The organism is Micromonospora sp. IBHARD004, from assembly GCF_052814115.1.
On record NZ_CP199934.1, the window covers coordinates 3,538,891 to 3,564,600 of the forward strand.

Below are 25,710 nucleotides of genomic sequence, written 5' to 3' on the forward strand. Positions count from 1 at the left end.
GCTCGACGCCTGCGTGGCCGAGGTGCTGCGCCCCGACACGGTGCTCGACGAACTGGCCGCGATCCCGCTGACGCAGCCGCTCGCCGACCGGCTCTCCGACGCCGCGACCGCCCTGCTCGCCCACTTCGACCGCCTGGGCGCCGTGCTCGGCGCACTGCACGCCGCCGGACGACCCGGGCGGGGCCGACTCCGGCAGCCTCTACGAGATCATGTCCCCGGCGTGACCGTCGCACCCGCGGCCTACGGTGCGACGATGAGACACGGACTGGAGATCTGCTGCGGCGGCCCCGCGGTGACGGCGTCCCTGCTGGTCGAGCTGGGGGAGCTGGCCGAGCGGGCCGGCTGGGACGGGGTGTTCTTTGAGGACTACCTGATCTACTACGACGGCGCCGATCCACCCACGTACGACCCGTGGCTGCTGCTCACCGCGATCGCCGGGCGTACCGGGCACGTCCGGCTGGGCACCACGGTGACCGCGTTGCCGCGTCGACGTCCGGCGAAGCTGGCCCGGGAGGCGCTCACCCTGGACCATCTCTCCGCGGGCCGGGCCACCGTCGCGGTCGGCGTGGGCGACCCGAAGGACCGCGGCCTCGACGCGTTCGGCGAGCAGATTGACGTGAAGACCCGCGCGACGATGCTCGACGAGGGGCTCGACGTGCTGGTCGGGCTGCTCGGCGGCGGGCGGGTCGCGCACCGGGGCGCCCACTACCGGGCCGACGGGGTGACGATGCGCCCGGCGCCGGTGCAGTCGCCGCGGGTGCCGGTCTGGGTCGGTGGCAGCACCCAGGCGAAGGCGGTGCTGCGGCGCGCCGCCCGCGCCGACGGGATCGTGCCGTACAAACTGACCGACACCGACGGCTGGTCCGACTTCACCCCGGACGAGGTGCACGACCTGGTGACCGCGCTGCCGGCGACCCGCCCCGACGGGGAGCCGTTCGACGTGGCGATCGGCGGCCGCCGGCGTCGCCCGGACGAGCGCGCCGAGCGGGCGTACCTGGGCGAGGTGGCGGCGGCCGGGGCGACCTGGTGGCTGGAGTTCATCAACGCCGGTGACCCGGAGGCGATGCGGGCGGCCGTCGCCCGTGGCCCGCTGCGCTGACGCCCCACCCGGCAGGCTCCGCATCGCGGAAGGGGGTGCGGTGGGGCCGTCGCGCGGGAACCGGTTGATCGCCGGCGCTCCTCACGAGCCCTGAGTCGCCTTCTCGGTCGGTGTCGCGTGGCGCACGCGTTCGGCATTGCTCCGGTAGGCGAACCACGGCATGAAGAACTGGGTGGTCGGGCCGACCGCGAGCGCGTACAGCACGGTGCCCACGCCCACGCCCCCACCGAGCAGCCAGCCCACGGCGAGCACGGCGATCTCGATCAGGGTGCGGACCAGCCGGATGGAACGGCCGGTCGCGGCGGACGCGCCGGTCATCAGCCCGTCCCGGGGCCCGGGGCCGCAGCGCGCGCCGACGTAGACGGCGACGGACACTCCGTTGAGGAGGACACCTCCGGCGAGCAGACCGACCCGGGCGGGGAGCGCGAGGTGCGGGGGGAGGAGCGCGAGGCCGAGGTCGGATGAGTACGCCAGGACGACGATGTTGGCGACGGTGCCGAACGTCGGCCGCTGCCGGAGGGGGATCCAGAGCAGCAGCACAAGAACACCCAGGACGGCGCTGATCGTGCCGAAGGTCGGTTCACGCGGTGTGCCCGCCGGTGCGGCCGCCGACCAGTTCGGCGCCGATGCGGCCAAGCTCGTCGCGGACGGAGCGTGGTTCGATGACCTCGATCAGTGCACCCCACCCGGCGAGGTGTCGGGCGATGTCCAGCGGGGTCGGGGCGGCGAGGCGGACCCGGACCCGCCCGTGGTCGGGTTCGCCGTCGGTGTGGCAGTGCCGCCCGAACTGGTCGCGCAGGATGGGCACGAACCGCTCTGGAATGAGCACGGTCGCCCAGGTACGCGAGCGCCGCTGCTCGATCTCGTCGACGACCTCCTGCCAGGCGGCGGCGAGGACGAAGTCGTCGGGGCGTCCGGCGGACTGGTCGGTCGGTTCGGCCTGGATGATCCGGTCGACGCGGAAGGTGCGCCGTCCTCGGTCGGTGCCTGCCAGCAGGTACCAGATGTCGTCCTTGTCGATCAGGCCCCACGGGTCGACCAGCCGTTCTGCCGGCTCCCGACCGTGACCGCCGTAGGTCAGCCGGACCTTGCGGCGGTGGATCACGGCGGTCTGGAGCAGGTCGACCGTCGCCGGCCGGGGGCGGTCGCGCTCGCCCCACCGGACCGGGTCGATCATCGTCGCGTCGGTGGCGGCCTCGGCGTCGGCCCGGAAGGTCCGGGGCAGAGCCCCCAGAAGCTTGCGCAGCGCCGCTCTGGCCTCGGTCGAGACGGCCGCGGCGGGGCCGAGGAGAAGGAAGAGCGCTCGCGCCTCGGCGGCCGTCAGACCGCTGAGGTCGGTGCGGGCGCCACCGACCAGTGACCATCCGCCACCGCGACCGGGCTGTGGATAGACCGGGACGCCAGCCGCCGCGAGCGCCTCCAGGTCACGGCGGGCGGTGGCGACCGACACCTGGAGCTCGGCGGCCAGCTCGGCCGCGGTGACGCGGCCACGGGTCTGCATCAGCAGCAGAACGGCCACGAGACGGTCAGCGCGCATGACCTGAATTCTCCAACAAAGTGCTCAGTGGATGAGCACTTTGGTCCGGAGGATGGGTGGTGTCACCCACCGAGGAGGGAACCACCCGATGCTGCGAGGCCTCACCACCGTCAGCTTCTTCGCCGACGACGTCACCGCTGCCGCCCGCTGGTACACCGAACTGCTCGGCGTGGAGCCGTACTTCACGCGCCCGGTCGAGGGGACGCCCGCCTACGTCGAGTTCCGGGTCGGGGACCACCAGCACGAGCTCGGCATCATCGACAGCCGTTTCGCCCCTCGCCCTCGACCCGAGGAGGCGGGCGGCGCGGTGATCTACTGGCATGTGGACGATGTCGAGACCGTCTTCGAGCGGCTGCTGTCCCTGGGCGCCACGGCGTACGAAGAGCCGACGGAGCGTGGCCCCGGCTTCGTCACCGCCTCCGTGGTCGACCCCTTCGGCAACATCCTCGGCGTCATGTACAACCAGCACTACCTGCGGGTCGTGGGCCGGTGATGCACTTCGCGAACGCCGCCGAGTGGGAGTCGTGGCTGGCCGACCATCACGAGAGCGAGGACGGTGTCTGGTTGAAGATCGCCAAGAAGAGGTCGGCCGCCGACTCGGTCACGATCGAGCAGGCGCTGGAGGTCGCCCTGTGCTACGGCTGGATCGACAGCCAGCGCAAGTCCCACGACGAGCAGTTCTACCTGCAGCGGTACTCGCGCCGCCGTAAGGCCAGCGCGTGGTCGCGGGTGAACGTCGAACGCGTGGAGGCGTTGACCGCCACCGGACGGATGCGCCCGCCCGGCCTGACGGAAGTCGACGCCGCCCAGGCGGACGGCCGCTGGGCGACCGCCTACACCGCCCAGCGTGACGCCACCGTCCCGCCTGACCTGGGCGCCGCGCTCGCGGCCGACCCGCAGGCCGCCGCCCGCTTCGAAGCGCTCGACAAGACCGCCCGTTACCTCGTGATCCTGCCGCTGCTCAAAGCCAGGACCCCGGCAGGGCGCGCGGCCCGCCTGGACAGAACACTTTCCGAGTTGCTGAAGCGATGAAACCCGGCGGCGCCATGCCCGAGCACAGCGCGACGGCCCACCGGCTCGCCGGGCTGAGCGCCACCCGGCGAGCCGGTCGGCGCTCAGGCCTGCGGGCGGGGGCAGATGCAGAACGGCTGGCCGATCGGGTCGATCAGCACCACCCAGCGTTCGCCGCCCGGCTGGAACTCCGGCTTCGTCGCGCCGGCCGCCACGAACTCCTTCTCCGCGACGGTGAGGTCGTCGACGTAGAGGTCGAGGTGGTAGCGCTTGCCGGCGGTCTCGTCGGGCCAGGCTGGCGGCGTGTAGCCGGGCACCAGCCCGAACCCGACGGAGACCCCGTCCCTGCTGATCATGGCGTACTCGGCCTGGCTGTGGGTGATCTCCCAGCCCAGCACGCGGGAGTAGAACCCGGCGTGGGCGACCGGGTCGGAGCTGTCGAGGTTGACCATGGCGAGGTCGGCGGTCATTGTCATGCCGGCCAGTCTGCCGGCGGTACCTGACACCTTGTGGCAGGTACGTCGGACGGGTTTCAGCAGAGCAGCTCGAGCTGCCGGTGCGCGTCGGCAGCGATGTCCTCGTGGCGCAGCCAGCGCCGCGCCCACAGCCGGGCGGCCGCCTCGGCCTGCTCGTCGCCCCACGCCGCGTGCTCCACCAGCAGCGCGGTGGTCAGCGCGTACGCCATCCGCAGCGCCAGCCCGCGCGCGCCGGCCACCACGTCGTCCCGGGTCGGGTCGGCGGTGACCTCGGCGAGACGATCGCGCAGCTCGTCGGTGGCGGCGGCGAGGGTGTCGGCGAGCGCGGGGGAGAGCGGGCGGGCCAGGTCGAGCGCGGCGGTCAGCCGGCGCAGCAGCGGCCCGCCGGCGTCCTCGCGGGTCACCGCCCGCAGCACGTCCAGGGCGAGCACATTGGTGGTGCCCTCCCAGATCGGCAGCACCTGGGCGTCGCGCAGCAGCCGGGGCACCCCGGTGTCCTCGACGTACCCGGCGCCGCCGAAGGCCTCGACGTACTCGCTGGCGGAGGAGACGGCGAGCCGGCCGGTGGCGAGCTTGGCCAGCGGCGCCACCACCCGCAGCTCGGCGGCGGCCTCCGGGTCGGCGCCCACCTCCAACCGGCCCAGCAGCGCGAAGGCGTGCCCGGCCAGGACGAACGCGCCGGCCGCGTCGACCGCGAGGGTGCCGAGGGTGCCCCGGTGCAGGGGCGAGTCGGCGAGCGCGCCGCCGGCGACCTGCCGGGCCTGCGCGTACGCCCGGGCGTAGGCCAGGCCGCGGCGCATGCCGGAGGCGGCGGCGGAGGCGTTGTGCACCCGGGTCACCACGACCAGGGTCATCGCCCGCACCAGCCCGGGCACGGTCGGGTCACCCAGCGGCAGCGCGTACGCGTCGTGCAGCCCGATTTCGGCGGTGGGCAGGGCCCGGGTGCCGAGCTTGTCCTTGAGCCGGTGCACGGTGACCCCGGGGGCGGAGGCGTCCGGCGCGACGGTCGCCCCGGTCAGGGGCGAGTCGGCGGCGTACCGGGGCACCAGGAACGGGGTGAGCACCCGGCTGCCCCGGCCCGCGCCGTCCGGCCGGGCCAGGGCCACCGCCATCGGCGCGTCGGCGGCGGAGCAGAACCACTTCTCCCCGGTCAGCCGCCAGGAGCCGTCGGCGGCGGGCCGGCCGAGGGTGCTGGAGCGGGACAGGTCGGAGCCGCCCTGCGACTCGGTCATCCACTGGCCGCTGACGATCGCGGTGTCCGGGTCGGTGGAGATCAGCCGGAGCAGCCAGGCGTCGCGGACCTCGGCGTCGACCTCGGGGAGGCTGAGCAGCGCGGCGGCGCCGTCGGCCATCGCGACCGGGCAGGAGAAGGTGGCCGACTCCGGGGCGTACAGGTGCAGCAGGGCGTGCTGGACGACCCGGGCGGCGGCCCCCCAGGTGCCGCGGGCGGACTCCAGGTAGGGCAGCGCGACGACCGCGTGCCGGGCGGCGGCGGCCCGCTGGGCCTGCCAGCCGGCGGAGGTGTCGATCCGGTCGACGCGGGCGCCCCACGGGTCGTAGCGGACCAGGGTCGGCGGGTGCGCCTCGGCGTCGGCGTGCGCGGCGCGCAGCGGCCCGGCGACGTCGGCGGCCAGGTCGGCGAGGCGGCCCTTGGCGGCCGCGTGTCCGGCCGGGCCGAGCTGCCGCTCCAGCCAGGACCGCAGCAACGGATCCCCGGTGTACGGGTCGTCGGGGGTCGGCACCGGCTGCACGTAACGGGTCATCCGTGGCTCCTTCGAGGGTGTGCGCCGACGGTAGACGATGCGGTGGCGCGGGCGACAGGGGCCGGAGTTCCTGCGCTCCGGTCGGCCGGTTCTCTACCGTCGAGGTGATGGGCGGAACGCAGGAATGGAGCAGGCCGGCCCGGCCACGCCGGCCGGTGCGCACGGGTCTGCTGCTGGGCGGCTTCGGGGTGGGCCTGTGCCTGGTCGGGGTGGCGGGGCTGGCCCTGTGGAATGTGCAGGTGGTGATGCAGGCCAACGGGCCGGTGCGGGAGACCGCCGACGGGTTCTTCCACGAGGTGTCCGCCGGGGACACCGACCAGGCGTACGAGCGGCTGTGCAGGGACACCCGCAGCCGGTGGAGCGAGGTCGGCTTCGGCAGCTGGCTCCGCACCCCGCCGCAGGTCAGTGGCTACGAGATCACCGACGTGTCGATCTCCACCCTGCGCGGCCGCCCGCGCGCCACGGTGACGGTGCGGGTGACCCGCGACGGCGGGGCCAGCGAGGAGCGCAAACTCCCCGTGATCCAGGAGAACGGAAAGTGGCGGGTCTGCGGGGACCCGTTCTGACCTCAGCTGCGGGGGCCGAGTTCGCCGGAGCGGTAGTGGCGGCGGCAGAGCACCTGGTAGCGCACGTCGGCGCTGTCCATGGTGTCGCCGATGACGACCTGCGCGCCCTCGCGGACCACCCGCCCGTCGACCACCCGGGCGTTGAGCAGTCCTTCCCGGCCGCACCAGCAGAGCACCTCGACCTGGATGCGGGCCACCTCGTCGGCGAGTTCGAACAGCCGCTGCGCGGCCGGGAACAGGCAGGAGCGGAAGTCGGTGGCCAGGCCGAAGGCGTACACGTCGACGTCGTAGCTGTCGACCAGCTCGGCCATCTGCTCGACGTGCTCCAGGTTGTAGAAGGAGGCCTCGTCGCAGATGAGGTAGTCCACCCGTAGCCCCTCGGCCCAGGCGTCGCGGACCAGGTCGCGCAGGTCGAGGGAGTCGGTGACCTCGATGGCGGAGTGGGCCAGCCCGATGCGGGTGGTGACCTGCGGGCCGAGCGAGCGGTCGATGCGGGTGGTGACCAGTCCGCGGCGGCCCTGGCGGGCGTGGTTGTAGTTCATCTGCAGGGCCATGGTGGACTTGCCGCAGTCCATCGGCCCCCAGAAGAACTTCAGCGCGGCGGCGTGCAGCGGCCGGCCGTCGAGGCCGCGGGCGGCGGCGCAGCCGGTGCGGGTGTCGTCCGGGCCGGGGAGGGGTCGGGCCAGGCAGATCGGGGCGGCGGCGTCGTCGGTCACGTCGGGGCAGCCTAGCCCATCGACGCACGGCGATCAGGACGGTGCGCGGCGCGCGCTACAGCACCCGGGGCGGGGTGTTGCCCGCGGCGACGATGGCCCGGCGGATCGGCACGGCGGCCAGCAGCGCGAACCCGACCACGAAGAAGATCAGCAGTGAGACCAGGCCCACCCGGTAGGAGGCGGTGAGCTGGAACACCAGGCCGAAGGCGAGCGGCCCGAGCCAGCTGGTGCCCTTGTCGCTGATCTCGTAGAAGCCGTAGTACTCGCCCTCCTTCCCGGCGGGGATGAGCTGGCTGAACAGCGACCGGCTCAGCGCCTGGCTGCCGCCGAGGACCAGGCCGATCGCGCCGCCGAGGACCATGAACGGCAGCGGCGCCTCGGCGGGCAGCCGGAACGCGGCGATGATCACACCGGTCCAGAGCACCAGGCTGATCAGCACGGTCTTCCACGCGCCGATGCGCCCGGCGAGCGCGCCGAGCGCCAGCGCACCGCCGAAGGCGAGGAACTGCACCAGCAGGATCGTCGTGATCAGGGTGCTCTGCCCCAGCCGCAGCTCCTTGGTGCCGTACTGGCTGGCCAGAGTGATGACGGTCTGGATGCCGTCGTTGTAGACCAGGAAGGCGAGCAGGAAGAACAGCGTCAGCGGGTACGCCCTGATATTCCGCAGGGTGTGGCCGAGCTGCCGGAACCCGTCGGTGAGCACGTTGCCGCCGCCGACCCGGGCTGCCGCGGCGGCGGCGGGATGTTCGCGCAGCCAGCGCAGCGGCACCAGGGTGAACGCCGCCCACCACACGCCCGCGGACACGATCGACCAGCGGGCCAGGTCGAGGGTGCGCTGCGGGTTGCCATCCTCGCTGAGCACGGTGATCGCGACCAGGTTCAGCGCGAGCAGCAGGCCGCCACCGAGGTAGCCGATGGCCCAGCCGCGGCTGGAGATGGCGTCGCGTTCGTCGGGGCCGCCGAGCTGCGGCAGGAACGAGTTGTAGACGACCACGGCCGCGCCGAAGGAGATGTTCGCGATCAGGAACAGCGCCCCGCCGAGCAGGTACCGGTCGCCGGTCACGAACGCCATCGCGATGGTCGCGCCGGCGCCGGTGAACGCGGCGGTGGCCAGCAGCCGCTTCTTGTGCATCGACCGGTCGGCGATCGCGCCCATCACCGGCAGCACGAAGACGGTGAGGAAGACCGACAGCGAGATCAGGTACGGGTAGTAGGAGCCGGCGGCGACCCGGATGCCGAGCGGGTGCACGTACCCCTCGCAGCTGTCCGCGCCGAGTTCACAGCCGGCGGCCAGCTCGGTGACGGTGGTGAGGAACGGGCCGAGGAAGACCGTGATGACGGTGGTCTGGAAGGCCGAGTTGGCCCAGTCGTAGAGGTACCAGCCGCGCCGCTCGCGGCGGGTGCTCGACGGGGGCTCGTGCAGGGTCGGGCTGACCGTCTCGGCCATCGGTTCCTCCGCCAGGGGTTCAGGCGGCCCAGTGGCCGCGGCTGCGGTAGACGTCGCGCAGCACGCCGACGTGATCGGTCATGATGCCATCCACGCCGAGATCAAGTAAGTCGTGCATCTCGGCAGGTTCGTCGATCGTCCAGACGTGCACCTGCAGCCCGATCCGGTGGCAGTAGGCCAGGAACCGCCGGTCCACTACGGGGATGCGTCCGTAGCGGACCGGAACCTGGGCGGCGACCACGGACGGCGGCAGTCGCAGCGACCGCCCGTGCAGGGAGGCCATCCGCAGCCGGGCCACGCCGCGCATGCCGAGGCTGGTGGCGACCTTCGGTCCGGCCAGGGTGCGCAGTCGGGTCAGCCGGGTGTCGCTGAAGGAGGCGAGCAGCACCCGTTCGCCGGCGCCGGTGCGGGTGACGGTGGCGACGGTGGGTTCGACGCCGCCGTCGGCCTTGACGTCGATGTTGAAGCGGACCTCCGGCCAGGCGCCGAGGACCTCGTCGAGGCGGGGGACCACGGCGGCGCCGCCGACGCGGACCGAGGCGAGGTCGGCCCAGCGCAGGTCGGCGATGCGCCCCGGCTCGCCGGTGACCCGTCGCAGGGTGGCGTCGTGGAAGACCACCGCCACCCCGTCGGCGGTGGCGTGCACGTCGGTCTCCACGTACCGGTAGCCCAGGGCGATGGCGCGGGCGAACGCGGCGGCGGTGTTCTCGTCGCCGTCGGCCGCGCCGCCCCGGTGGGCGAACGCGAGGGGCGCGGGGGCGTCGAGGTAGCCGGAGCGGGGCTGCACGCCCGGCAGTATGACCGCCCCGGATGGCGCCCGGGTGACCGGCCGGCGAGCGCCGCGCGCCGGAATAGGCATGGCCCGGACCACAGGCTTCCCTATCGCTCCCTATCCCGCCTAGCATGTGACCCGATGAGTGAAGATGTGTACTCGGTCGAGCAGGTGGCCGACCGGCTCGGCCTGCACCCGCGCACGGTGCGCGGCTACATCCGCGCCGGCCGGCTCAGGGCGGTGCGGATCGGCAAGCAGTACCGGATCGCCCGCGCCGACCTCGACGCGCTGACCGGTCGGCCGCCGTCGACCCGGCCCGCCGCGGTCCCCGTGCTGGAGGTGTCGAGCATCGTGCAGGTCGACGGCGTCGACCGGGCCGCGGCCGACCGGCTGGGCACCCTCGTCCTGGCCGGGGCGAACACCGTCCGCGACCCCGCGCACCCGCTGCGCGTGCAGACCGTCCACGACGAGGAGCGCCAGCGCATGAAGATCGTCATCCTGGGTGGCGCCGCGGCCACCGCCGACGTGCTGCACCTGCTCGACGCCGTCCTCGACGGCGACAACGGCCTGCTCGCCGGGGAGGCCGAGGATGCCTGACGTGGTGCAGCAGCGGATGGGCGTGCCGGTGCTGGTGTGCGACCCGGCCGGCCCGCCGGTGGCCACCGTGGGCGACGCGCTGGACCTGATCGGCGCGGCCTTCCTCGGCGCCGAGGTGGTGGCCGTGCCGGCGAGCCGGCTGGACGAGGGCTTCTTCTCCCTGGACACCCGCTTCGCCGGCGAGATCATGCAGAAATTCGTCAACTACCGGCTGCGCCTGGCGGTCGTCGGTGACATCTCCCGGCACCTCGCGGCCAGCGCCGCCCTGCGCGCCCTGGTCCACGAGTCGAACCGTGCCGAGCACGTGTGGTTCGTCCCCGACCTCGACGCGCTCGACGCCCGGCTGGCCGGGGCGCCGCCGCACCCCCGTTGATCAGACCAGCCAGCCGGCGGTGATCGTGGCGACCGCGCGGCCGTCGAGGTCGGCGAGCTTCGCCCCGACGAACTGCCGGGCCGTGGTCGAGGTCTGCACCCGCGGCGCCGGCTCCGGGTCGGTCAGGGTCGCGACCACCGCCGCGGCGGCGTCCGCCGGGGACTGCGCGGTCGCGAAGACCGCGGCGCTGCGCTCCAGGTACGCCCGCAGCGCGGGCGCGTACACCCCGGCCTGCGCGACGGCGGCGTCCCGGTCGACGCCGACGTTGGCGACGAAGTCGCTGGCCACGGCGCCGGGCTCGACCACGGTGACGGTGACCCCGACGGTCGCGGCGACCGGGGAGAGGGCCTCCATGAAGCCCTCGACCGCGAACTTCGCCGCGCAGTACGCCTCGTTGAACGGCTGCCCGACCACCCCGCCGACGCTGGTGACCGTGACCAGCCGGCCCCGACTGGCCCGCAGGTGCGGCAGCGCGGCCCGGCTGACGTGCAGGACGCCGAAGAAGTTGACCTCCATGACGGCCCGTACGTCGTCGACGGTCTCCCGCTCCAGGGTGCCCACGTGCCCGGCGCCGGCGTTGTTGACCACCGCGTCGAGGCGCCCGTGCTCGGCGATCACCTCGGCCACGCAGGCGGTCACCGAGGCCGGGTCGACGACGTCGAGCCGGCGTACCTCGACCAGGTCGGCGACCCCGGCGGCGTCGGCGGCGCGGCGCAGCGCGTCGGCGCGCGACACGTCGCGCATGGTGGCCACGGCCCGCCAGCCGGCCCGGGCCGCGCCCACGGCGATCGCCAGGCCGATCCCGCTGGACGTGCCGGTGATCAGCGCGGTCGGTGCGCGCATGGCTACCTCCTCCGCGGGACGCGGTGCCCCGGCCCGAAGAGTCTCACCGTTCGCGCGCGCTGGAAGGCAAATCAGCCCGGCAGGCGCCGCCGGTGCGACCGGGTGGTCTCGCTGGGGCGGCCGGGGTCGACGTGCCGGGGACGGTCGGGCTCGTCGGGGCGCAGCGGCGCCAGGTCGTCGGTGATCGCGTCGATGATCCGGTGGGTGGCCCGCCGGGCGGCCCCGGGGGTGCCGGGGTGCAGGTCGCGCAGCGCCACCGGGGCGCCGAAGTGCACCCGGATCGTCGGCCGGCGCAGCAGGGCCCGGGCGAGGCCGCGCAGCGCTCCCTTGGGCGCCCGGTACGGCAGCACCTCGTGGGAGCCCCACTGGGCGACCGGGATGACGGGGGCGCCGCTGGCGAAGGCGAGCCGGGCGGCGCCGGTCTTGCCGCGCTCGGGCCACATGCCGGGGTCCAGTCCGATCCGCCCCTCGGGGTAGACCAGGATCACCGAGCCGCGGGCGACGGCCGTGGCGGCGGCGTCGAGGGCCTGGTGGACCGAGGCGGTGCCCCGGTCGACGCGGATGTGTCCGGCCCGGCGCATCAGCGACCCGACGACGGGGGCGCGGAACAGCCCCGCGGTGGCCATGATCCGCGGGGCGACGCCCCGGGCGCGGCAGGCGGCCGCGAGGACCGCCGGGTCGAACGGGCTGATGTGGTTGGCGGCCAGGATCAGCGGCCCCCGGCGCAGCTCGGCCGGCACCTCGCCGGTGACCTCGAGGTGGCCGAGCGCGCCGACGATGCCGCGGGCGAGCAGTTGGGCGGCGCGCCAGAGCAGCGGCGGTCGCCACACGGTCGGGGTGTTCATCAGTGCTGGATGGTCGCACGCGCCGGGGTGAGCGGGGGACCCGATCCCGGGTCGGGCGGCAGAGGTGATCAGGGTCATTGGTCCCGGGTGGGGTCGGGACCCCCGGCCCTGTCGACTTCACTACGACGAGCAGTAGTATTTACTACGTCTCGTAGTATGACAGCTGGGGGTTTCAGGTGGACGCGTTGGACGTCGCCCGCTGGCAGTTCGGTGTCACCACCGTCTACCACTTTCTCTTCGTGCCGTTGACCATCGGGCTGTCCATCCTGGTGGCCATCCTGCAGACCCTGTGGCACCGCACCGGCAACGAGCGGTACCTGAAGCTCACCAAGTTCTACGGCAAGCTCTTCCTGATCAACTTCGCGATGGGCGTGGTCACCGGCATCGTGCAGGAGTTCCAGTTCGGCATGAACTGGAGCGACTACTCGCGCTTCGTCGGCGACATCTTCGGCGCCCCTCTCGCCATCGAGGCCCTGGTCGCGTTCTTCCTGGAGTCCACCTTCATCGGCCTGTGGATCTTCGGCTGGGACCGGCTGCCCAAGCGGGCGCACCTGGCCACCATCTGGGCCGCCGCGATCGGCACCAACCTCAGCGCGTACTTCATCCTCGCCGCGAACTCGTTCATGCAGAACCCGGTCGGCTACCGGGTCAACCCGACCACCGGCCGGGCCGAGCTGACCGACTTCGTCGCCGTGCTCACCAACAAGGTCGCCCTGATCACCTTCCCGCACACCCTGTCCGGGGCGTTCCTGGTCGCCGGGTCGCTGATCGTCACCGTCGGCCTCTGGCACGTCATCCGCAACCGGGACAGCGCCGACACCGCCGCCTACCGGTTCGCCACCAAGTTCGGCTCCTGGGTGGTGCTGGTCTCCTCGGCGCTGGTGCTGTTCACCGGCGACATCCAGGGCAAGATCATGACCGATGTGCAGCCGATGAAGATGGCCGCCGCCGAGGGCCTCTACACCACCGAGAGCCCGGCCTCGTTCTCCGTGCTCACCGTCGGCAGCCTCGACGGCAGCCGCGAGGTCTTCGCCATCAAGATCCCATACCTGCTGTCGTTCCTCGGCACCGGCGACCCCAACGGCACGGTGCAGGGCATCAACGACCTGCAGGCCCAGTACGCCAGCCAGTACGGCGCCGGCAGCTACACCCCGATCATCCCGGTCACCTACTGGAGCTTCCGCTTCATGATCGCCTTCGGGATGGCGGCCGCGGCGATCGCCCTGCTGGTGCTCTGGAGCCAGCGCAAGGGCCGCACCCCCACCAGCAGATGGCTGCTGCGCGCCGGCCTGGTGATGCCCGTGCTGCCGCTGCTGGCCAACTCCTTCGGCTGGATCTTCACCGAGATGGGCCGCCAGCCGTGGATCGTCTTCGGCGAGATGCTCACCCGCAACGGCGTGTCCCGCAGCGTCTCGCTGACCGAGGTGCTCACCTCGTTCACCGCCTTCACGCTGATCTACGCCGCCCTCGCCGTGGTCGAGTTCAAGCTGCTGGTCCGCTACGCCAAGGCCGGCGTACCCGACCTCACCCCGGCGCCCGTTGACGACGACACCGACGACGCCGAGCGCCCGCTGGCGTTCGCCTACTGATCCCCGGAGCCCATCGTGGAACTGACGACCGTCTGGTTTCTCCTCGTCGCCGTGCTCTTCACCGGCTACTTCATCCTCGAAGGCTTCGACTTCGGCGTCGGCATGCTGCTGCCCGTGCTGGGCCGAGACGACCGGGAACGCCGCGTCCTGATCAACACCATCGGCCCGGTCTGGGACGGCAACGAGGTCTGGCTGATCACCGCCGGCGGCGCCATGTTCGCCGCCTTCCCCGAGTGGTACGCCAGCCTCTTCTCCGGCTTCTACCTGCCGCTGCTGCTGATCCTGCTCGCGCTGATCGCCCGGGGCGTCGCCTTCGAGTACCGGCACAAGCGCCCGGAGGCGTCCTGGAAGCGCCGCTGGGACCAGGCGATCTTCTTCGGCTCGCTGCTGCCGGCGATCCTGTGGGGCGTCGCGTTCGCCAACATCCTGCGCGGCGTGCCGCTGGACGCCGACCACGAGTATGTCGGCGGCATGTTCGACCTGCTCAACCCGTACGCCCTGCTCGGCGGCCTGACCACCCTCGCGCTCTTCCTCACCCACGGCGCGGTGTTCATCGCGCTGAAGACCACCGGGGAGATCCGCGAGCGGGCCGGCGCCCTGGCCGTGAAGCTCGGCGTCGGCGCCGCCGTGGTCGCGGTGGCCTTCCTGACCTGGACCCTGACCATCCGCTCCAGCGCCGCCGCCGTCGTGCTCGCCGTCGGCGCGGCCCTCGCCCTGGTCGGTGGTCTGGCCGCCGCCCGGGTACGCCGGGAGGGCTGGGCGTTCACCGGCACCGCCGTGGCGATCGCCCTGGCCGTGGCGACCCTGTTCGCGGCGCTGTTCCCGAACGTGCTGCCGTCGACCCTGGACGCCGCCGGGACGCTCACCGCGACGAACGCCTCCTCCACCCCCTACACCCTGAAGATCATGACCTGGGTGGCGGTGGTGTTCACCCCGATCGTGCTGGCCTACCAGGGCTGGACGTACTGGGTGTTCCGCAAGCGGATCGGGGTAGTGCACATTCCGCAACAGTGATGGGCCTGCGGGCGCGGGACGCGGGGCCGGTGCGAGGGGGTCGCACCGGCCCCGCGGGGCGTCTCAGGCCATCGCCAGCTCGGCGTCGGCCCGCTGCTTGAGCAGGGTGAGGACGCGGCCGGCGACCTCCAGTTCGGCGGCGGGGATGTCCGCGTACAGCCGGGCGACGATGCCGGCGACCGCGTCGGCGACCTGCCGCTGCCGCGCCCGACCGGCGTCGGTGAGCGCGAGACCGGAGCCTCCGGCGGGCAGCGTCCGGAGCAGCCCGGCGTCGGTCAGCTCGGCGAGCGTGGTGCGCACCGCCGACTCGTCGACCTTCAGGCCGCCGGTCATCCGCCCGACGAGCGCGGTGCGCTCGACGACCCCGCCCTCGGCGGCGACGGCGTTGAGCGCGACGGACTGGGGGAAGGTGATCCCGATGCCGGCCAGCTCGCGTTCGAGGACCGCCCGGGTGGCGTGGTGGGCCTGGCCGATGACCTGGCCGGTGAGGGTGGTCAACATGCGACGCTCCTTCCATCAACACGTTGGCTTCGCCAACGTTGGCTTCGCCAACGTATCAGAGATCGTGGGTGCTGCCAACGTTCACTGGTAGGGTGGCCGTCATGGAACCCGGCACCCCGGCCCGGCTGCGGGCCACGCCGAGCTGGCTGCTCACCCAGACCGCCGCGCACGCCGCCCACCTCGTCGCCGACGGCCTCGGCGCGCTCGACGCGCGCGGCTACCACTACCGGCTGCTCGCCGCGCTGGAGGAGCACGGCCCGGCCAGCCAGGCCGACCTGGGCCGGCGCTGCGGCATCGACCGCAGCGACGTCGTCGCCGTGCTCAACGAACTCGCCGCGAAGAACCTCGTGGTCCGCGCACCCGACCCGGCCGACCGGCGCCGCAACGTGATCACCCTCACCGACGCCGGCCGCCGCGAGCTGCGCCGGATGGGGGAGACCCTCGACCGGGTCCAGGACACCCTGCTCGCCCCCCTGTCCGGCCCGGAACGCGACCAGCTCACCCGGCTGCTCACCACCCTGCTCGACCACCACGCCGGCCGGTAAATCCCGTCCACCGCCAAGATCTACGCCGCTAGGGTGGGCCGGTGCCCGTCACCGTCCGCGAACTCACCCCCGACGACCTGACCGACGCCTGGCAGCTCGGCCGGCTCGCCTTCGGCTCCGACCCGCAGCCGCCGCCGCACGCCACCGCACCCGTGCCCGGCCTGACCCGCTACGGCGCCTTCGACGACGCCGGCCGACTCGTCGGCAAGGCCGTCGACCTGCACCACGAACAGTGGTGGGACGGCAGGACGCTGAGCGCCGCCGACGTCGGCGGCGTCGCCGTCGCCCCGGAGGCGCGCAGCCGGGGCGTCGCCCGCGCCCTGCTCGGCCGGCTGCTCCGCGGCGCCCACGACCGCGGCGCCGCGGTCAGCGCCCTGTTCCCCACCATCACCGCCCCCTACCGGGCCTGCGGCTGGGACGTCGCCGGCGCCCTGCGCACGGTCACCCTGCCCACCGCGGCGCTGCCCCGGCACCGGCCCGCACCACACCTGACGCTGCGCGCCGGCCAGGCCGCCGACCTGCCCGCCGTGACCGCCCTCTACGAGCGGGTGGCCCGCCACCGCCGCGGCCTGCTCACCCGTCACGGCGAGCTGTTCACCCCACCCGCCGGCAACCTGCCGTTCGACGGCCTCACCCTCGTCGAACACGACGGCGACCTGGTCGGCTACGCCGGCTGGAACCGCGGCCGAGGCTACGGCCACGACGCCGTCCTCACCATCGAAGACATCGCCGCCAGCACCGGCGACGCCGCCCGCGCGCTGATCGGCACGCTCGCCAGCTGGCAGAGCGTCACCCCCACCCTGCGGATCTGCCCGCTGCCCGGCGACGCCGTCGGCGCCCACCTGCCGCTGGAGGCCGCCCGGGAACACGAACGGGACCTGTGGATGCACCGCCCCGTCGACGTGGCCCGCGCCGTCGCCGACCGCGGCTGGCCCGCGCACCTGCGCGGCAGCGTCGAGTTCACCCTCGACGACGACCTCGCCGACTGGAACACCGGCACCTGGCGCCTCGAGGTCGCCGACGGCGACGCCCGGCTCACCCGGGTCGCCACCGACGCCGACCTGCGGCTGACCGTCCGCGGCTTCGCCCTGCTCTACTGCGGCGCCACCGACGCCCCGGCCGTCGCCGAGGCGGGCCTGCTCCACCTCGCCGTCGGCGCGGACCCCCGCCCGCTGAACCTGCTCGCCGCCGGGGGAGCAGCCCACCTGCACGACTACTTCTGAGCCGCGCAGCGGGCCCGGTGAAAGAGCGGATCCTCGGCGGGATGCCCCGCCACCTCGTGCCCGCACCAGGTCAGCTCGTCACCCGCCTCGGACAACGCCCGGTCAGCCCCTGCTCCCGGCACCAGGACCGTGGCCGCCGCCGCGACAGCACCGACGGCTGACCCACCGGCGGCCCGGTGCGGCGGCCCCGACGGGCCGCCGCACCGGGCCCCCGTCAGCGGGCGTCGCGCAGCTCCGCCAGCCGCGCCTCGATCTCCGCCAGCTCGGCGCGCAGCTTCTCCGCCTGCTGCTCCGCCTCCGCCCGCTCCGCGGTGAGGATCTGCTCCACCGCCTCCTGCACCCCCGGCACGTCCACGAGCGCCACCATCCGCAGCGCCTCCGCCGGCTTCACCACGTACGGCTTCGCGAGGGCCTTCGCGCCCTGCTGCGCCGCCACCGTCCACTCACCCTCGGCGTACGCCAACGTCACCGTCAGCCCCGCCGGGCCCTTCGGCTTCGCCGCCTTCACCGGCCGACGCGCCGGCGCCTTCGCCTCCACCTGCTGCTCCACCTTCGGCTCCTCCCGACGCGGCGCCGGCACCCGCGGCGTGTCCAACACGAACTCCGGCTCCGCCGGCGCGGCCGGCTCCTCGACCTCCGGCTTCGGCTCCGCCGGCGCCTTGCGCCCCGCTCCCCGCGGCGCGACCGCCACGTCGGCGGGGGAGAAGGGCAACTCGTCCCGGCCGAACCGCACCACCACGAACTCGTCCGACGCCGCCGGATCAGTCAGCTCCACCACCTGGCCGAGCTGACCCGCCACCTGACCCGCCGCCGTCGTGAACACCACCTTCGGCTTCCGGCCCGCGGCCAACGCCTCCCGGATGCCTTGCACCTCATCAGTGGACAAACCCTGGCCCGCCATCACAGCCCTCTTCCGTACACATGTTTGATTGCAGCCTTGATATCAGCCGGCTGCGACACCACGAAGATCAGGCCCCCAGCGCCCGCAACGCCGCGTCCGCGTGCTCGTTCATGCTCAACTCGCTGTGCACCACCGCCAGCACCCGCCGGTCCTGACCGATCACGAACGTCATCCGCCGCGTGCTCAACGCCCCCAACGGCAGCCGCCGCCGCACCCCGAAGGCGTCCGCCACCGCGCCGTCGACATCCGACAGCAGCGGATAGTCGAACCCGTGCCGGCGGGAGAACTCCGCCTGCTTCTCCACCGCATCCCGGCTGATCCCCACCCGCTGGGCGCCCACCGCCGCGAACTCCGCCGCCAGATCCCGGAAGTGGCAGCTCTCCGCCGTGCACCCCCGCGTCATCGCCGCCGGGTAGAAGAACAACACCACCGGCCCCGCCGCCACCAACTCCGACAGCCGCCGAACCGTCCCCGTCTCGTCCGGCAGCGCAAAGTCGTCCACCAGATCCCCGACACCCACACCCACCGCGCACCTCCGCTGATCGTCCCGACGAGCGGAGCCTAGGCGATCACCACCACACCGCCGCCACCTCGTCGACCACCGCCGCCGCCTGCGCCCGACCCGCCCGCGCCGCACCCGCCCGCCGCGCCGGATCCAGCACGTTGCGCCCGATCGCCCGCCGGGCCGCCGCGTCCGGCGCCACCACCGCCACCCGCGCGGACCGGCGCAACGCCGCCACCTGCGCCGACAGCCGCGGCATCGGCCCGAACGCCGACGACACCGGCGCCAGCACCACCACCGCCTCCGCGCCCGCCGCCAGATCCGCGTTCACCGCCGAGCGCATCCCACCGTCGACGTACCGGCGATCCCCGATCGTCACCGGCGGCCACACCCCGGGCACCGCGCAACTGGCCCCCACCGCGTCCACCAACGACACCCCACTGGCCGCGTCGAACACCACGAACTCACCCGAGCCCGCGTCCACCGCCGTCACCAGCAGCCGCCGCGCCGGCCACTCCCGCGCCGGCAACCGCCCCTCGATCACCGCCCGCCGCGACGCCTCCGACGGCGTCCGCGCCGCCACCGCCATCGCCCCGATCCGCGCCCGCGACCGCAGCTCATCCCGGGTACGCCCACCCGCCCACAACAGCCGCGCCACCGCGCCCATCCCGAACCGGGCCGCCACCTCACCCGTGGCCGGACGCAGCTGCGCCGCGTACAACTCCTCCACCGGCACCCCGGAACACAGCTGCGCCCCCACCACCGACCCGGCCGACGTGCCCACCACCAGGTCCGCCCCGGCCAGCTCCACCCCCCGCTCCGCCAACCCGGCCAGCAGCCCCAACTCCCAGGCCACCCCGGTCACCCCGCCACCACCCAGCACCAACGCCCGCGTCATCGTGTGATCGTCCTCTCCACCACCGCACCGTGCCGGTCACGGTAACCTCACCCACACCAACAGGGCAGGGGAGTGGGCATTGACCTCCGTCACCATCGTCACCGGCGGCAGCCGCGGCATCGGCGCCGCCACCGCCCGCCGCCTCGCCGCGGCCGGCCACGACATCGCCATCGGCTACCGCCGCGACCACACCGCCGCGAAAGCCGTCCTCGACGACATCCAGGCCATCGGCCGCCGCGGCCTCGCCGTCCCCGCCGACACCACCGACCCCGACCAGGTCCAGCGCCTCTTCGACGCCGCCGCCGACCTCGGACCCGTCACGGGCCTGGTCAACAACGCCGGCATCACCAGCCCGATCGGCCCCTTCACCGAGCTGCGCACCGACGACCTGCGCCAGGTCGTCGACGTCAACCTCATCGGGTACGTCCTCTGCGCCCAACAGGCCGCCCGCCGGATGACCCACGGCGGCGCCATCGTCAACGTCTCGTCCGCCGCCGCCACCCTCGGCAGCCCCGGCGAATACATCCACTACGCCGCCGTCAAGGCCGCCACCGACACCCTCACCCTCGGCCTGGCCAAGGAGCTCGCCCCGCACGGCATCCGCGTCAACGCCGTCGCACCCGGCATCATCCGCACCGACATCCACGCCCTCTCCGGCGTACCCGACCGGCCCGACAGCGCCGCCGGCCGCATCCCGCTGGGCCGCGCAGGCGAACCCGACGAGGTCGCCGCCGCCATCACCTGGCTCCTCGGCCCCGACGCCTCCTACACCACCGGCGCCGTGCTCCGCGTCGCCGGCGGCCTGTAGTCCCGGCACGGCGGACGGCCCGGGGGAGCGTACCCCCGGGCCGTCCTCATCGGCGCCGCGTCAGCTCGTGAACAGCTTCGCCGCCGTGATCACCGTCTGCGCCACCCCGTAACCCAGCAGCGCCGACACCACCAACCAGGAGATCCACAACCGGGCGCGCTGCCCGTGACCGACCTCGTTCATCGCGTGCCGCTCCTCTCCGCCGCCACCGTCTCCGCACCCTCATCCGCGTCCCGATCCGACGCCGGCTCGTGGAACCGCTCCGGCACCGGCCGGATCAACAGGTTGGCGATGAAGCCCACCGCCAGCAACCCGACCATCGTGAACAACGCCGGCCGGTACGCCGTCGCCGTCAACGTCCCCGGCTTGCCCTCGGCGTCGAGGAACCCGTTGACGATCAGCGGCCCGGCGATCCCCGCCGCCGACCACGCCGTCAACAGCCGCCCGTGGATCGCGCCCACCTCGAACGTGCCGAACAGATCCCGCAGGTACGCCGGCACCGTCGCGAACCCGCCCCCGTAGAACGACAGGATCACGCACGCCAACAGCACGAACAACGCCGTCGCCGTCTGCCCGAACAGGGCCAGCAGCGTGTACAGCACCATGCCCACACCCAGGTACACCATGTAGATCGGCTTACGCCCGATCAGGTCCGACGTCGACGACCACGCGAACCGGCCCGCCATGTTGAACAGCGACAGCAACCCCACGAAGCCACCCGCCGCCGCCACCGACACCGCTGACGTCCCGGTGTCCCGGAAGAAGTCCTGGATCATCGGGCTCGCCTGCTCCAGGATCCCGATGCCCGCGGTCACGTTGCAGAACAGCACCACCCACAGCAGCCAGAACGACCGAGTCTTCACCGCGTTCGCCGCCGACACGTTCGCCGTGGTCACCAGCGGCTTCGCCGCCACCCGCGCCGGATCGAAACCCGCCGGCCGCCAGTCCGCCGCCGGCACCCGCACGTTGAACACCCCGAACATCATGATCAGGAAGTAGCCGACGCCCAACGTCACGAACAACCACACCAGCGCGCCGCCCGACGCCGTCGAACCGGCGTTCGCCGGGTCGTACCCCGGGTCGTAGAACGACAGCAGCTGACGAGACAGGGGAGAGGCCACCATCGCCCCACCCCCGAAGCCCATGATCGCCAGACCGGTCGCCAGCCCCGGCCGGTCCGGGAACCACTTGATCAACGTCGAGACGGGGGAGATGTACCCGATCCCCAGACCGATGCCGCCGAGCAGCCCGTACCCCAGGTACAGCAGCCACAACTGCTTCGTCGCGATGCCCAACGCGCCGACCAGGAACCCGGCCGCCCAGAAGCACGCCGAGACGAACATCGCCTTACGCGGCCCGTTCGCCTCCACCCACGTGCCCGCCACCGCGGCCGACAACCCCAGCATCACGATCGCGATGCTGAAGATCACCCCGATCGCCGTCTGACTCGCGTCGAAGTGCGCGATCAGGGAGTTCTTGTACACGCTGGTCGCATAGACCTGCCCGATGCAGAGATGGATCGCCAACGCCGCCGGCGGAATCAGCCAGCGGCTGTACCCGGGCGGCGCGACGGAGTGCCGACGATCGAGTGCGGAAAGCATGCTGCTTCCTCTCCGGAAGATGGCAAGAAACCTTCCTACTTCATGCCCCCACCGCACGCTGCGCCGAAACCCACCACGCGCCCGACGGTCGAACCCCTGAGCCGAGCGGTCACCCGCACGGCGCCCCGACTCACCCCACGGCTCGCCGCCGTCACGCCACGGAAGCGCTCGGCCCCACCTCACCCGAACCCGCCAGCGCCGACCCGCCGCCGTCGGCCTCCCGCCACGGGATCAGCCGCAACGCCAACCGCGCCCGCCCCGGACCCGCCAGCCGACGCGGCCCGTACTTCGCGTCGAACAACGCGAACACCCGCGCCCGCTGCGCGTCCCCGTCCACCCGCGCCAACCGGAACCGCGTACCCGCCCAGCCGTCCACCGCCAACGGCCGCGACAACTCCACCTCCAGCGGCCCCGTCCCGTGATCGGTCAACTGGTCCACGATCGGCGAACCGTCGATGCACCACCCGTCGACCAGCGTCACGAAGTGCACCTCGCACGACCGCAGCACCACGTCGTCGTACCGCAACGCCATCGGCAGGCAGACGTACTCCGCCAACCGCCGGGTGCTCGGATGCCGCCACAACTCATCGAAGCGGCTCTCCACGAACTCGCCCAACGGGCTGCCCATGAACACCTCCAGATGCGGCGCCGCCGACGCCCGCACCCCGATCGGGAAGAACGAGATCAGCGCCTTGTCGTCCCACCGGAACATGTGCGCCGTCGGCGAGGCGTCGTAGATCCGCACCTGAAAACGGGCCCGCATCTCGGCGTCCAGCGACTCGGCGAACTCGTTGAGCCGGCGCAGATTGTCCACGATCACCTCGCGCACGTTCACCGGCCGGATCTCCTCCGCCCGCTGCGACGCCGCCGCCGAATCCGGATCCAGCAGCAGCACCCGCACCAGCACCCCGTTGCCCAGCGCCGTCCGCAGGGCGCGCAGGAACCGGTCCCGCCCGGAGCGCTCCAGCAGGTGACTTCCGGTATCCATGATCGAGACCATCGAGGAGGCGGCCGCCACGTGCGCGCTGAACTCCTCGTCGTCGAAGTGCGGATGCTCCTCCACCCGCGACCGGCGCAACTCCTCGAACAGCGGATCCACGATCGCGTACGAGAACGCCACGATGACGATGCTCGCACCGATGTTGAGCAGCAGCTCCTGGTTGTAGCCGGTGACCGTCCGACCCCAGGCCAACAGCGCCGCCGACAACGACAGCAGGCCGAGGAAACCGGCCGCTCGACGGGCGCGCCACCGCAGGCGCCGACGGAGAACCCCCGCGATCCGTTTGCCCACGCGTCCTCCCCACTGACGCAGGTAGATCGATGATGCCCACCACAGTGGACGCAGCGCAACGGCGACGGCCCGGCCGACCGTGGATCATGACCGGGGGAGCAGCCATCTCCAGGCGGACCACGGCGGGACCCAGAGTGACTACATCAGGGCGATTCGGGGTCTAGGGGCGACCCCGGAGCACCTGGTAGAAGGTCTCCGAGACGCGGGCCGGACGCTGCCCGTCGTGCCAGCCGACTTCCTCAGCACGATGCCGGATCGCTGCGCCGGCATGCTCTGCGGCTGCCTCGTCCTCGAAGACGGCGACGGACAGCCCGTTGCCGGTCTCGGGGTCGAGAAGGTGGTAGACCGCGTGTACGCCGGGAACGTCTGCCATCGCGTCGACAAGCCAGTCCCGGTCGTCCGTCGGCATGGGCTCCCACACCGCGACTCTGGCGATCATGCCCAACTCCCGTCAGTCGGTACCGCTGTCCCGGCGGACGCCGACGGGGTCAACGTAGCGGCGCGTGGGCACACCACAAACCCGCTGTGCGGACCCTTGCAACCGGCCTTCCAGCCCCGCCACCACCGATGGCCACCACTTCCGCCGGCCTGACACGTGGCTTACCTCTGCGCAGCCAGCACAAGTCCGTCGCTGCGACTCCGGGCAGCCGAAGGTCTCGTCGTTCTGTCAGATGTTGCAGCGCCGGTACGCCCCGAGCCGGTCAGGATCACGTGGGCTGCGGGCCCCGCGGACCACGGTAGGGCAACGTCTGGCTGTAGACGATGTTGGTGGTGGTACTGCCGAACTGGGCCAGTTCGTTGATGAGCTGTTCCAGGTGGGCCATCGAGGTGGCCGCCAACTTGAGCGAGTAGCAGTCCTCGCCGGTGGTGCGCAGGCACTCCAGGATCTCGAAGCGCTCCCCAAGCAGCCGGTGCAGTGGCTGGTGCCGGCTGCCGGGGTATTTCAGGCGCACGACGGCGAGGACCGGGTAACCGACCTTCACCAGGTCGACATCGGCGCGATAACCGGCGATGACGCCCGTCGCCTCCAACCGCTTGACCCGCTCGGTCGTCGCGGAGGCGCTCAAGTTCACCCGTCGTCCCAACTCGGTGAGCGGGACGCGGCCGTCTCGTTGGAGTTCGCTCAGGATCGCCCAGTCGGTCGCGTCGAGACTCTCGGTCATCCGTGCAAACTACCGGCAGATCCACGGTCGAAGCGACACCTCGCCGGCAGGACTCTCTTCTATCACGTTGGGCGGACGGATAGCCTGGACCGGTGAAGATCGGCGTGAACGTCCCCAACTTCGGGCCCGGCACCGGCCCCGAGGTGCTGCGCCGCTGGGCGCAGACCGTGGAGGGCCTGGGTTTCGACCTGCTGATGGTGTCCGACCACATCGCCGTGACAGCCGACGTGGCCGAGCAGTACCCGGCGCCGTTCTACGAACCCTTCACCACCCTCGCCTGGCTGGCCGGCCTCACCGACCGGGTCCGGCTGGGCACCACCGTGCTCATCGCGCCGTACCGACACCCACTGCTCACCGCACGCATGGCCGCCAACCTTCAGCAGCTCAGTGGCGGCCGGCTGGTCCTCGGCGTCGGCGTCGGCTGGGCCAGGCAGGAGTTCGAAGCGCTCGGAATTCCGTTTCAGCGCCGCGGAAGGCTGACCGACGATCACCTCTCGGCGGTACGCGAGGCCTGGGGGAACGACAACGACTACCGCAGCGGGCAGATACCGATCTGGATCGGCGGCAACAGCGACGCCGGCCTGCGCCGAGCCGTACGCCTCGGCGCCGCCTGGCATCCGCTGCGGTTCACCCTCCCCTGGTTGCGCGAGGCGCTGGATCGGATGAAGGCCGTAGCGGACGAGCAGCAAAGACCTGCTCCCACCCTGGCTCCCCGCATCGCGCTGCGACTGACCACGGCGCCGGTCACCGGCGCCGGACGGCTCGCCGGCGAGGGCACCATCGAGCAGATCGTCGACGACCTCGAACAGCTGCGTCTCCTCGGCTCGGACACGGTCGTGCTCGACCCGTTCCACGGAGACCCACGCGAAACCTGCCGGCCGCAGACCGCGTGGCAGGCGCTCGCGACCGTAGCTGCCTGCTGGGACCCGCGCGAACACCACACATGGACGGAGCAAGCGTGAACCTCGACGACGAACGTCATCTCCGCAGGGCCATCGAGCTGGCCGGCGCGGCACGGGAGGCGGGCAACCCGCCGTTCGGATCACTGCTGGTGGACCCGGACGGCAAGGTGATCGCCGAAGAACAGAACACCTCGATCGCCGACAACGACATCACCGCGCACCCCGAGCTGAAGCTGGCCCGGTGGGCGGCCGCGAACCTGGCCCCGGACGTGGCGGAGGCCACCACGATGTACACCAGCTGCCAACCCTGCGGAATGTGTACGGGCGCGCTCGAACGGTCCGGCCTCGGCCGCGTCGTGTTCGCGCTGGCAACCAAACAGCTCAACAGCCTCAAGTCGCCCACCTCCACCGCCGGCCCGCGGCCCGTACGCCAGGACGGTCCGGCTCTGCTCGACGAGGCACGCAAGCCGGTCGAGGGCTACTACCGCTGATCCTCCGACCCGCGCTGGCAAGGGATGCGGCCGCCCCGGGCTGTCCAGCTATGCTCCCGGCGGCGAACAGGCGGACCAGCCAGCGGAACTGAGCGGACTGCAACCCCGTGAACGGGCAGACCCACTCCGGGCGGGGCTGATGCACGGTCCCGGCAGGGTAGTGGAACGTCCTGATCGGACGCTCCTGGCTGGCCCGCTCATCCTGTCCTGTACCGGACAGGATGAGCGGGCCGGAT

General features: G+C 72.7%; 30 protein-coding genes and 1 pseudogene. 13 read left to right on the forward strand and 18 right to left on the reverse strand.

What is annotated here, in order from left to right; genetic code table 11:
* The first annotated feature begins 13 nt into the window (after positions 1-13).
* Positions 14-1,099: an LLM class flavin-dependent oxidoreductase gene (locus ACTWO6_RS17250; protein ID WP_446214850.1), complete on the forward strand. Its 1,086-nt coding sequence runs from the start codon at positions 14-16 to the stop codon at positions 1,097-1,099.
* 81 nt (positions 1,100-1,180) lie between these two features.
* On the opposite strand, the pseudogene ACTWO6_RS17255 reads toward ACTWO6_RS17250, so the two are convergent.
* Positions 1,181-1,675: pseudogene (locus ACTWO6_RS17255) on the reverse strand (YczE/YyaS/YitT family protein); the annotation flags it as partial.
* A 4-nt stretch (positions 1,676-1,679) separates the two neighbouring features.
* On the reverse strand, positions 1,680-2,636 hold the full coding sequence (locus ACTWO6_RS17260; protein WP_446214851.1) for a helix-turn-helix transcriptional regulator: 957 nt from the start codon (positions 2,634-2,636) through the stop codon (positions 1,680-1,682).
* A gap of 88 nt (positions 2,637-2,724) precedes the next feature.
* Here ACTWO6_RS17260 and ACTWO6_RS17265 point away from each other — a divergent pair, with 88 nt between their 5' ends.
* Positions 2,725-3,129: a VOC family protein gene (locus ACTWO6_RS17265; protein WP_446214852.1), complete on the forward strand. Its 405-nt coding sequence runs from the start codon at positions 2,725-2,727 to the stop codon at positions 3,127-3,129.
* The gene (locus tag ACTWO6_RS17270) at positions 3,129-3,668 is read left to right on the forward strand and encodes a YdeI/OmpD-associated family protein (RefSeq protein ID WP_446214853.1); all 540 of its coding nucleotides are present in this window, start codon (positions 3,129-3,131) and stop codon (positions 3,666-3,668) included. The genes ACTWO6_RS17265 and ACTWO6_RS17270 overlap by 1 nt, the downstream gene beginning before the upstream one ends.
* Positions 3,669-3,751: 83 nt before the next feature.
* Here ACTWO6_RS17270 and ACTWO6_RS17275 read toward each other — a convergent pair whose 3' ends face one another.
* On the reverse strand, positions 3,752-4,123 hold the full coding sequence (locus ACTWO6_RS17275) for a VOC family protein (protein WP_446214854.1): 372 nt from the start codon (positions 4,121-4,123) through the stop codon (positions 3,752-3,754).
* Positions 4,124-4,179: 56 nt separating this feature from the next.
* Positions 4,180-5,886 carry an acyl-CoA dehydrogenase family protein gene (locus ACTWO6_RS17280; protein ID WP_446214855.1) on the reverse strand — a complete coding sequence of 569 codons (1,707 nt, stop codon included), beginning with the start codon at positions 5,884-5,886 and terminating at the stop codon, positions 4,180-4,182.
* A 107-nt stretch (positions 5,887-5,993) separates the two neighbouring features.
* Here ACTWO6_RS17280 and ACTWO6_RS17285 point away from each other — a divergent pair, with 107 nt between their 5' ends.
* Complete coding sequence (locus tag ACTWO6_RS17285; protein WP_446214856.1) at positions 5,994-6,452, forward strand: Rv0361 family membrane protein; 459 nt, start codon at positions 5,994-5,996, stop codon at positions 6,450-6,452.
* 2 nt (positions 6,453-6,454) lie between these two features.
* On the opposite strand, the gene ACTWO6_RS17290 is transcribed toward ACTWO6_RS17285, so the two are convergent.
* From ACTWO6_RS17290 to ACTWO6_RS17300, 3 genes are read right to left on the reverse strand one after another with little or no spacing between them, the layout of a single operon-like run.
* Complete coding sequence (locus ACTWO6_RS17290; protein WP_446214857.1) at positions 6,455-7,168, reverse strand: thymidine kinase; 714 nt, start codon at positions 7,166-7,168, stop codon at positions 6,455-6,457.
* Positions 7,169-7,223: 55 nt separating this feature from the next.
* A complete protein-coding gene (locus ACTWO6_RS17295; protein WP_446214858.1) occupies positions 7,224-8,615 on the reverse strand; it encodes an MFS transporter in 1,392 nt (463 codons plus the stop codon).
* Positions 8,616-8,634: 19 nt separating this feature from the next.
* Positions 8,635-9,402 carry a glycerophosphodiester phosphodiesterase gene (locus tag ACTWO6_RS17300; protein ID WP_446214859.1) on the reverse strand — a complete coding sequence of 256 codons (768 nt, stop codon included), beginning with the start codon at positions 9,400-9,402 and terminating at the stop codon, positions 8,635-8,637.
* 126 nt (positions 9,403-9,528) lie between these two features.
* On the opposite strand from ACTWO6_RS17300, the gene ACTWO6_RS17305 reads away from it, so the two are divergent.
* Together ACTWO6_RS17305 and ACTWO6_RS17310 are read left to right on the forward strand one after the other, a co-directional pair.
* The gene (locus tag ACTWO6_RS17305; RefSeq protein ID WP_446214860.1) at positions 9,529-9,984 is read left to right on the forward strand and encodes a helix-turn-helix domain-containing protein; all 456 of its coding nucleotides are present in this window, start codon (positions 9,529-9,531) and stop codon (positions 9,982-9,984) included.
* Positions 9,977-10,357 (forward strand): DUF4180 domain-containing protein, encoded by a 381-nt coding sequence (locus ACTWO6_RS17310; protein ID WP_446214861.1) that lies wholly within the window; start codon positions 9,977-9,979, stop codon positions 10,355-10,357. Before ACTWO6_RS17305 ends, ACTWO6_RS17310 begins: the two co-directional genes overlap by 8 nt.
* Here ACTWO6_RS17310 and ACTWO6_RS17315 read toward each other — a convergent pair whose 3' ends face one another.
* Together ACTWO6_RS17315 and ACTWO6_RS17320 are read right to left on the reverse strand one after the other, a co-directional pair.
* The gene (locus ACTWO6_RS17315) at positions 10,358-11,200 is read right to left on the reverse strand and encodes an SDR family NAD(P)-dependent oxidoreductase (RefSeq protein ID WP_446214862.1); all 843 of its coding nucleotides are present in this window, start codon (positions 11,198-11,200) and stop codon (positions 10,358-10,360) included. It lies immediately after the preceding gene.
* Between the two features lie 71 nt (positions 11,201-11,271).
* A complete protein-coding gene (locus ACTWO6_RS17320) occupies positions 11,272-12,045 on the reverse strand; it encodes a lysophospholipid acyltransferase family protein (RefSeq protein WP_446214863.1) in 774 nt (257 codons plus the stop codon).
* 176 nt (positions 12,046-12,221) lie between these two features.
* Here ACTWO6_RS17320 and ACTWO6_RS17325 point away from each other — a divergent pair, with 176 nt between their 5' ends.
* Positions 12,222-13,634 carry a cytochrome ubiquinol oxidase subunit I gene (locus ACTWO6_RS17325; protein WP_446214864.1) on the forward strand — a complete coding sequence of 471 codons (1,413 nt, stop codon included), beginning with the start codon at positions 12,222-12,224 and terminating at the stop codon, positions 13,632-13,634.
* 15 nt (positions 13,635-13,649) lie between these two features.
* A complete protein-coding gene (gene cydB, locus ACTWO6_RS17330) occupies positions 13,650-14,648 on the forward strand; it encodes a cytochrome d ubiquinol oxidase subunit II (RefSeq protein WP_446214865.1) in 999 nt (332 codons plus the stop codon).
* Positions 14,649-14,711: 63 nt separating this feature from the next.
* Here cydB and ACTWO6_RS17335 read toward each other — a convergent pair whose 3' ends face one another.
* Positions 14,712-15,149 carry a MarR family winged helix-turn-helix transcriptional regulator gene (locus ACTWO6_RS17335; protein ID WP_446214866.1) on the reverse strand — a complete coding sequence of 146 codons (438 nt, stop codon included), beginning with the start codon at positions 15,147-15,149 and terminating at the stop codon, positions 14,712-14,714.
* 101 nt (positions 15,150-15,250) lie between these two features.
* Here ACTWO6_RS17335 and ACTWO6_RS17340 point away from each other — a divergent pair, with 101 nt between their 5' ends.
* Together ACTWO6_RS17340 and ACTWO6_RS17345 are read left to right on the forward strand one after the other, a co-directional pair.
* Positions 15,251-15,694: a MarR family winged helix-turn-helix transcriptional regulator gene (locus tag ACTWO6_RS17340; protein WP_446214867.1), complete on the forward strand. Its 444-nt coding sequence runs from the start codon at positions 15,251-15,253 to the stop codon at positions 15,692-15,694.
* Between the two features lie 41 nt (positions 15,695-15,735).
* A complete protein-coding gene (locus ACTWO6_RS17345) occupies positions 15,736-16,917 on the forward strand; it encodes a GNAT family N-acetyltransferase (protein WP_446214868.1) in 1,182 nt (393 codons plus the stop codon).
* Positions 16,918-17,131: 214 nt separating this feature from the next.
* Here the strand turns inward: ACTWO6_RS17345 and ACTWO6_RS17350 are convergent, their stop codons facing one another.
* The 3 genes from ACTWO6_RS17350 to ACTWO6_RS17360 form a co-directional block, all read right to left on the reverse strand.
* Complete coding sequence (locus ACTWO6_RS17350; protein ID WP_446214869.1) at positions 17,132-17,818, reverse strand: hypothetical protein; 687 nt, start codon at positions 17,816-17,818, stop codon at positions 17,132-17,134.
* 67 nt (positions 17,819-17,885) lie between these two features.
* A complete protein-coding gene (locus ACTWO6_RS17355; RefSeq protein WP_446214870.1) occupies positions 17,886-18,344 on the reverse strand; it encodes a peroxiredoxin in 459 nt (152 codons plus the stop codon).
* 43 nt (positions 18,345-18,387) lie between these two features.
* Positions 18,388-19,218, reverse strand: coding sequence for a patatin-like phospholipase family protein (locus ACTWO6_RS17360; RefSeq protein ID WP_446214871.1), 831 nt, complete (start codon positions 19,216-19,218; stop codon positions 18,388-18,390).
* A gap of 79 nt (positions 19,219-19,297) precedes the next feature.
* Between ACTWO6_RS17360 and ACTWO6_RS17365 the strand changes: the two genes are divergently transcribed.
* Entirely contained in the window at positions 19,298-20,026 is a 729-nt protein-coding gene (locus ACTWO6_RS17365; protein ID WP_446214872.1) for an SDR family oxidoreductase, read from the forward strand.
* 60 nt (positions 20,027-20,086) lie between these two features.
* Here the strand turns inward: ACTWO6_RS17365 and ACTWO6_RS17370 are convergent, their stop codons facing one another.
* The 5 genes from ACTWO6_RS17370 to ACTWO6_RS17390 all read right to left on the reverse strand — a co-directional run bounded on the left by ACTWO6_RS17370 (position 20,087) and on the right by ACTWO6_RS17390 (position 24,081).
* Positions 20,087-20,209: an MFS transporter small subunit gene (locus ACTWO6_RS17370; RefSeq protein WP_446214873.1), complete on the reverse strand. Its 123-nt coding sequence runs from the start codon at positions 20,207-20,209 to the stop codon at positions 20,087-20,089.
* The gene (locus ACTWO6_RS17375; protein WP_446214874.1) at positions 20,206-21,627 is read right to left on the reverse strand and encodes an OFA family MFS transporter; all 1,422 of its coding nucleotides are present in this window, start codon (positions 21,625-21,627) and stop codon (positions 20,206-20,208) included. The genes ACTWO6_RS17370 and ACTWO6_RS17375 overlap by 4 nt, the downstream gene beginning before the upstream one ends.
* Positions 21,628-21,778: 151 nt before the next feature.
* On the reverse strand, positions 21,779-22,918 hold the full coding sequence (locus tag ACTWO6_RS17380; RefSeq protein ID WP_446214875.1) for a hypothetical protein: 1,140 nt from the start codon (positions 22,916-22,918) through the stop codon (positions 21,779-21,781).
* A gap of 160 nt (positions 22,919-23,078) precedes the next feature.
* Positions 23,079-23,357 carry a hypothetical protein gene (locus ACTWO6_RS17385; RefSeq protein ID WP_446214876.1) on the reverse strand — a complete coding sequence of 93 codons (279 nt, stop codon included), beginning with the start codon at positions 23,355-23,357 and terminating at the stop codon, positions 23,079-23,081.
* Positions 23,358-23,625: 268 nt separating this feature from the next.
* Positions 23,626-24,081, reverse strand: a complete 456-nt coding sequence (locus ACTWO6_RS17390; RefSeq protein WP_446214877.1) for an Lrp/AsnC family transcriptional regulator — start codon at positions 24,079-24,081, stop codon at positions 23,626-23,628.
* Between the two features lie 92 nt (positions 24,082-24,173).
* Between ACTWO6_RS17390 and ACTWO6_RS17395 the strand changes: the two genes are divergently transcribed.
* Positions 24,174-25,043 carry an LLM class flavin-dependent oxidoreductase gene (locus ACTWO6_RS17395; RefSeq protein WP_446214878.1) on the forward strand — a complete coding sequence of 290 codons (870 nt, stop codon included), beginning with the start codon at positions 24,174-24,176 and terminating at the stop codon, positions 25,041-25,043.
* Positions 25,040-25,474, forward strand: coding sequence for a nucleoside deaminase (locus tag ACTWO6_RS17400; RefSeq protein ID WP_446214879.1), 435 nt, complete (start codon positions 25,040-25,042; stop codon positions 25,472-25,474). Before ACTWO6_RS17395 ends, ACTWO6_RS17400 begins: the two co-directional genes overlap by 4 nt.
* The last annotated feature ends 236 nt before the right edge of the window (positions 25,475-25,710 follow it).

Bases quoted from the DNA above. Each gene is read 5' to 3' on its own strand.
- ACTWO6_RS17260 (WP_446214851.1), bottom strand. From the start codon at position 2,636: ATGCGCGCTGACCGTCTCGTGGCCGTTCTGCTGCTGATGCAGACCCGT.
- ACTWO6_RS17265 (WP_446214852.1), top strand. From the start codon at position 2,725: ATGCTGCGAGGCCTCACCACCGTCAGCTTCTTCGCCGACGACGTCACC.
- ACTWO6_RS17270 (WP_446214853.1), top strand. From the start codon at position 3,129: ATGCACTTCGCGAACGCCGCCGAGTGGGAGTCGTGGCTGGCCGACCAT.
- ACTWO6_RS17275 (WP_446214854.1), bottom strand. From the start codon at position 4,123: ATGACAATGACCGCCGACCTCGCCATGGTCAACCTCGACAGCTCCGAC.
- ACTWO6_RS17280 (WP_446214855.1), bottom strand. From the start codon at position 5,886: ATGACCCGTTACGTGCAGCCGGTGCCGACCCCCGACGACCCGTACACC.
- ACTWO6_RS17285 (WP_446214856.1), top strand. From the start codon at position 5,994: ATGGGCGGAACGCAGGAATGGAGCAGGCCGGCCCGGCCACGCCGGCCG.
- ACTWO6_RS17295 (WP_446214858.1), bottom strand. From the start codon at position 8,615: ATGGCCGAGACGGTCAGCCCGACCCTGCACGAGCCCCCGTCGAGCACC.
- ACTWO6_RS17305 (WP_446214860.1), top strand. From the start codon at position 9,529: ATGAGTGAAGATGTGTACTCGGTCGAGCAGGTGGCCGACCGGCTCGGC.
- ACTWO6_RS17310 (WP_446214861.1), top strand. From the start codon at position 9,977: ATGCCTGACGTGGTGCAGCAGCGGATGGGCGTGCCGGTGCTGGTGTGC.
- ACTWO6_RS17315 (WP_446214862.1), bottom strand. From the start codon at position 11,200: ATGCGCGCACCGACCGCGCTGATCACCGGCACGTCCAGCGGGATCGGC.
- ACTWO6_RS17320 (WP_446214863.1), bottom strand. From the start codon at position 12,045: ATGAACACCCCGACCGTGTGGCGACCGCCGCTGCTCTGGCGCGCCGCC.
- ACTWO6_RS17335 (WP_446214866.1), bottom strand. From the start codon at position 15,149: ATGTTGACCACCCTCACCGGCCAGGTCATCGGCCAGGCCCACCACGCC.
- ACTWO6_RS17340 (WP_446214867.1), top strand. From the start codon at position 15,251: ATGGAACCCGGCACCCCGGCCCGGCTGCGGGCCACGCCGAGCTGGCTG.
- ACTWO6_RS17350 (WP_446214869.1), bottom strand. From the start codon at position 17,818: ATGGCGGGCCAGGGTTTGTCCACTGATGAGGTGCAAGGCATCCGGGAG.
- ACTWO6_RS17360 (WP_446214871.1), bottom strand. From the start codon at position 19,218: ATGACGCGGGCGTTGGTGCTGGGTGGTGGCGGGGTGACCGGGGTGGCC.
- ACTWO6_RS17370 (WP_446214873.1), bottom strand. From the start codon at position 20,209: ATGAACGAGGTCGGTCACGGGCAGCGCGCCCGGTTGTGGATCTCCTGG.
- ACTWO6_RS17375 (WP_446214874.1), bottom strand. From the start codon at position 21,627: ATGCTTTCCGCACTCGATCGTCGGCACTCCGTCGCGCCGCCCGGGTAC.
- ACTWO6_RS17385 (WP_446214876.1), bottom strand. From the start codon at position 23,357: ATGATCGCCAGAGTCGCGGTGTGGGAGCCCATGCCGACGGACGACCGG.
- ACTWO6_RS17390 (WP_446214877.1), bottom strand. From the start codon at position 24,081: ATGACCGAGAGTCTCGACGCGACCGACTGGGCGATCCTGAGCGAACTC.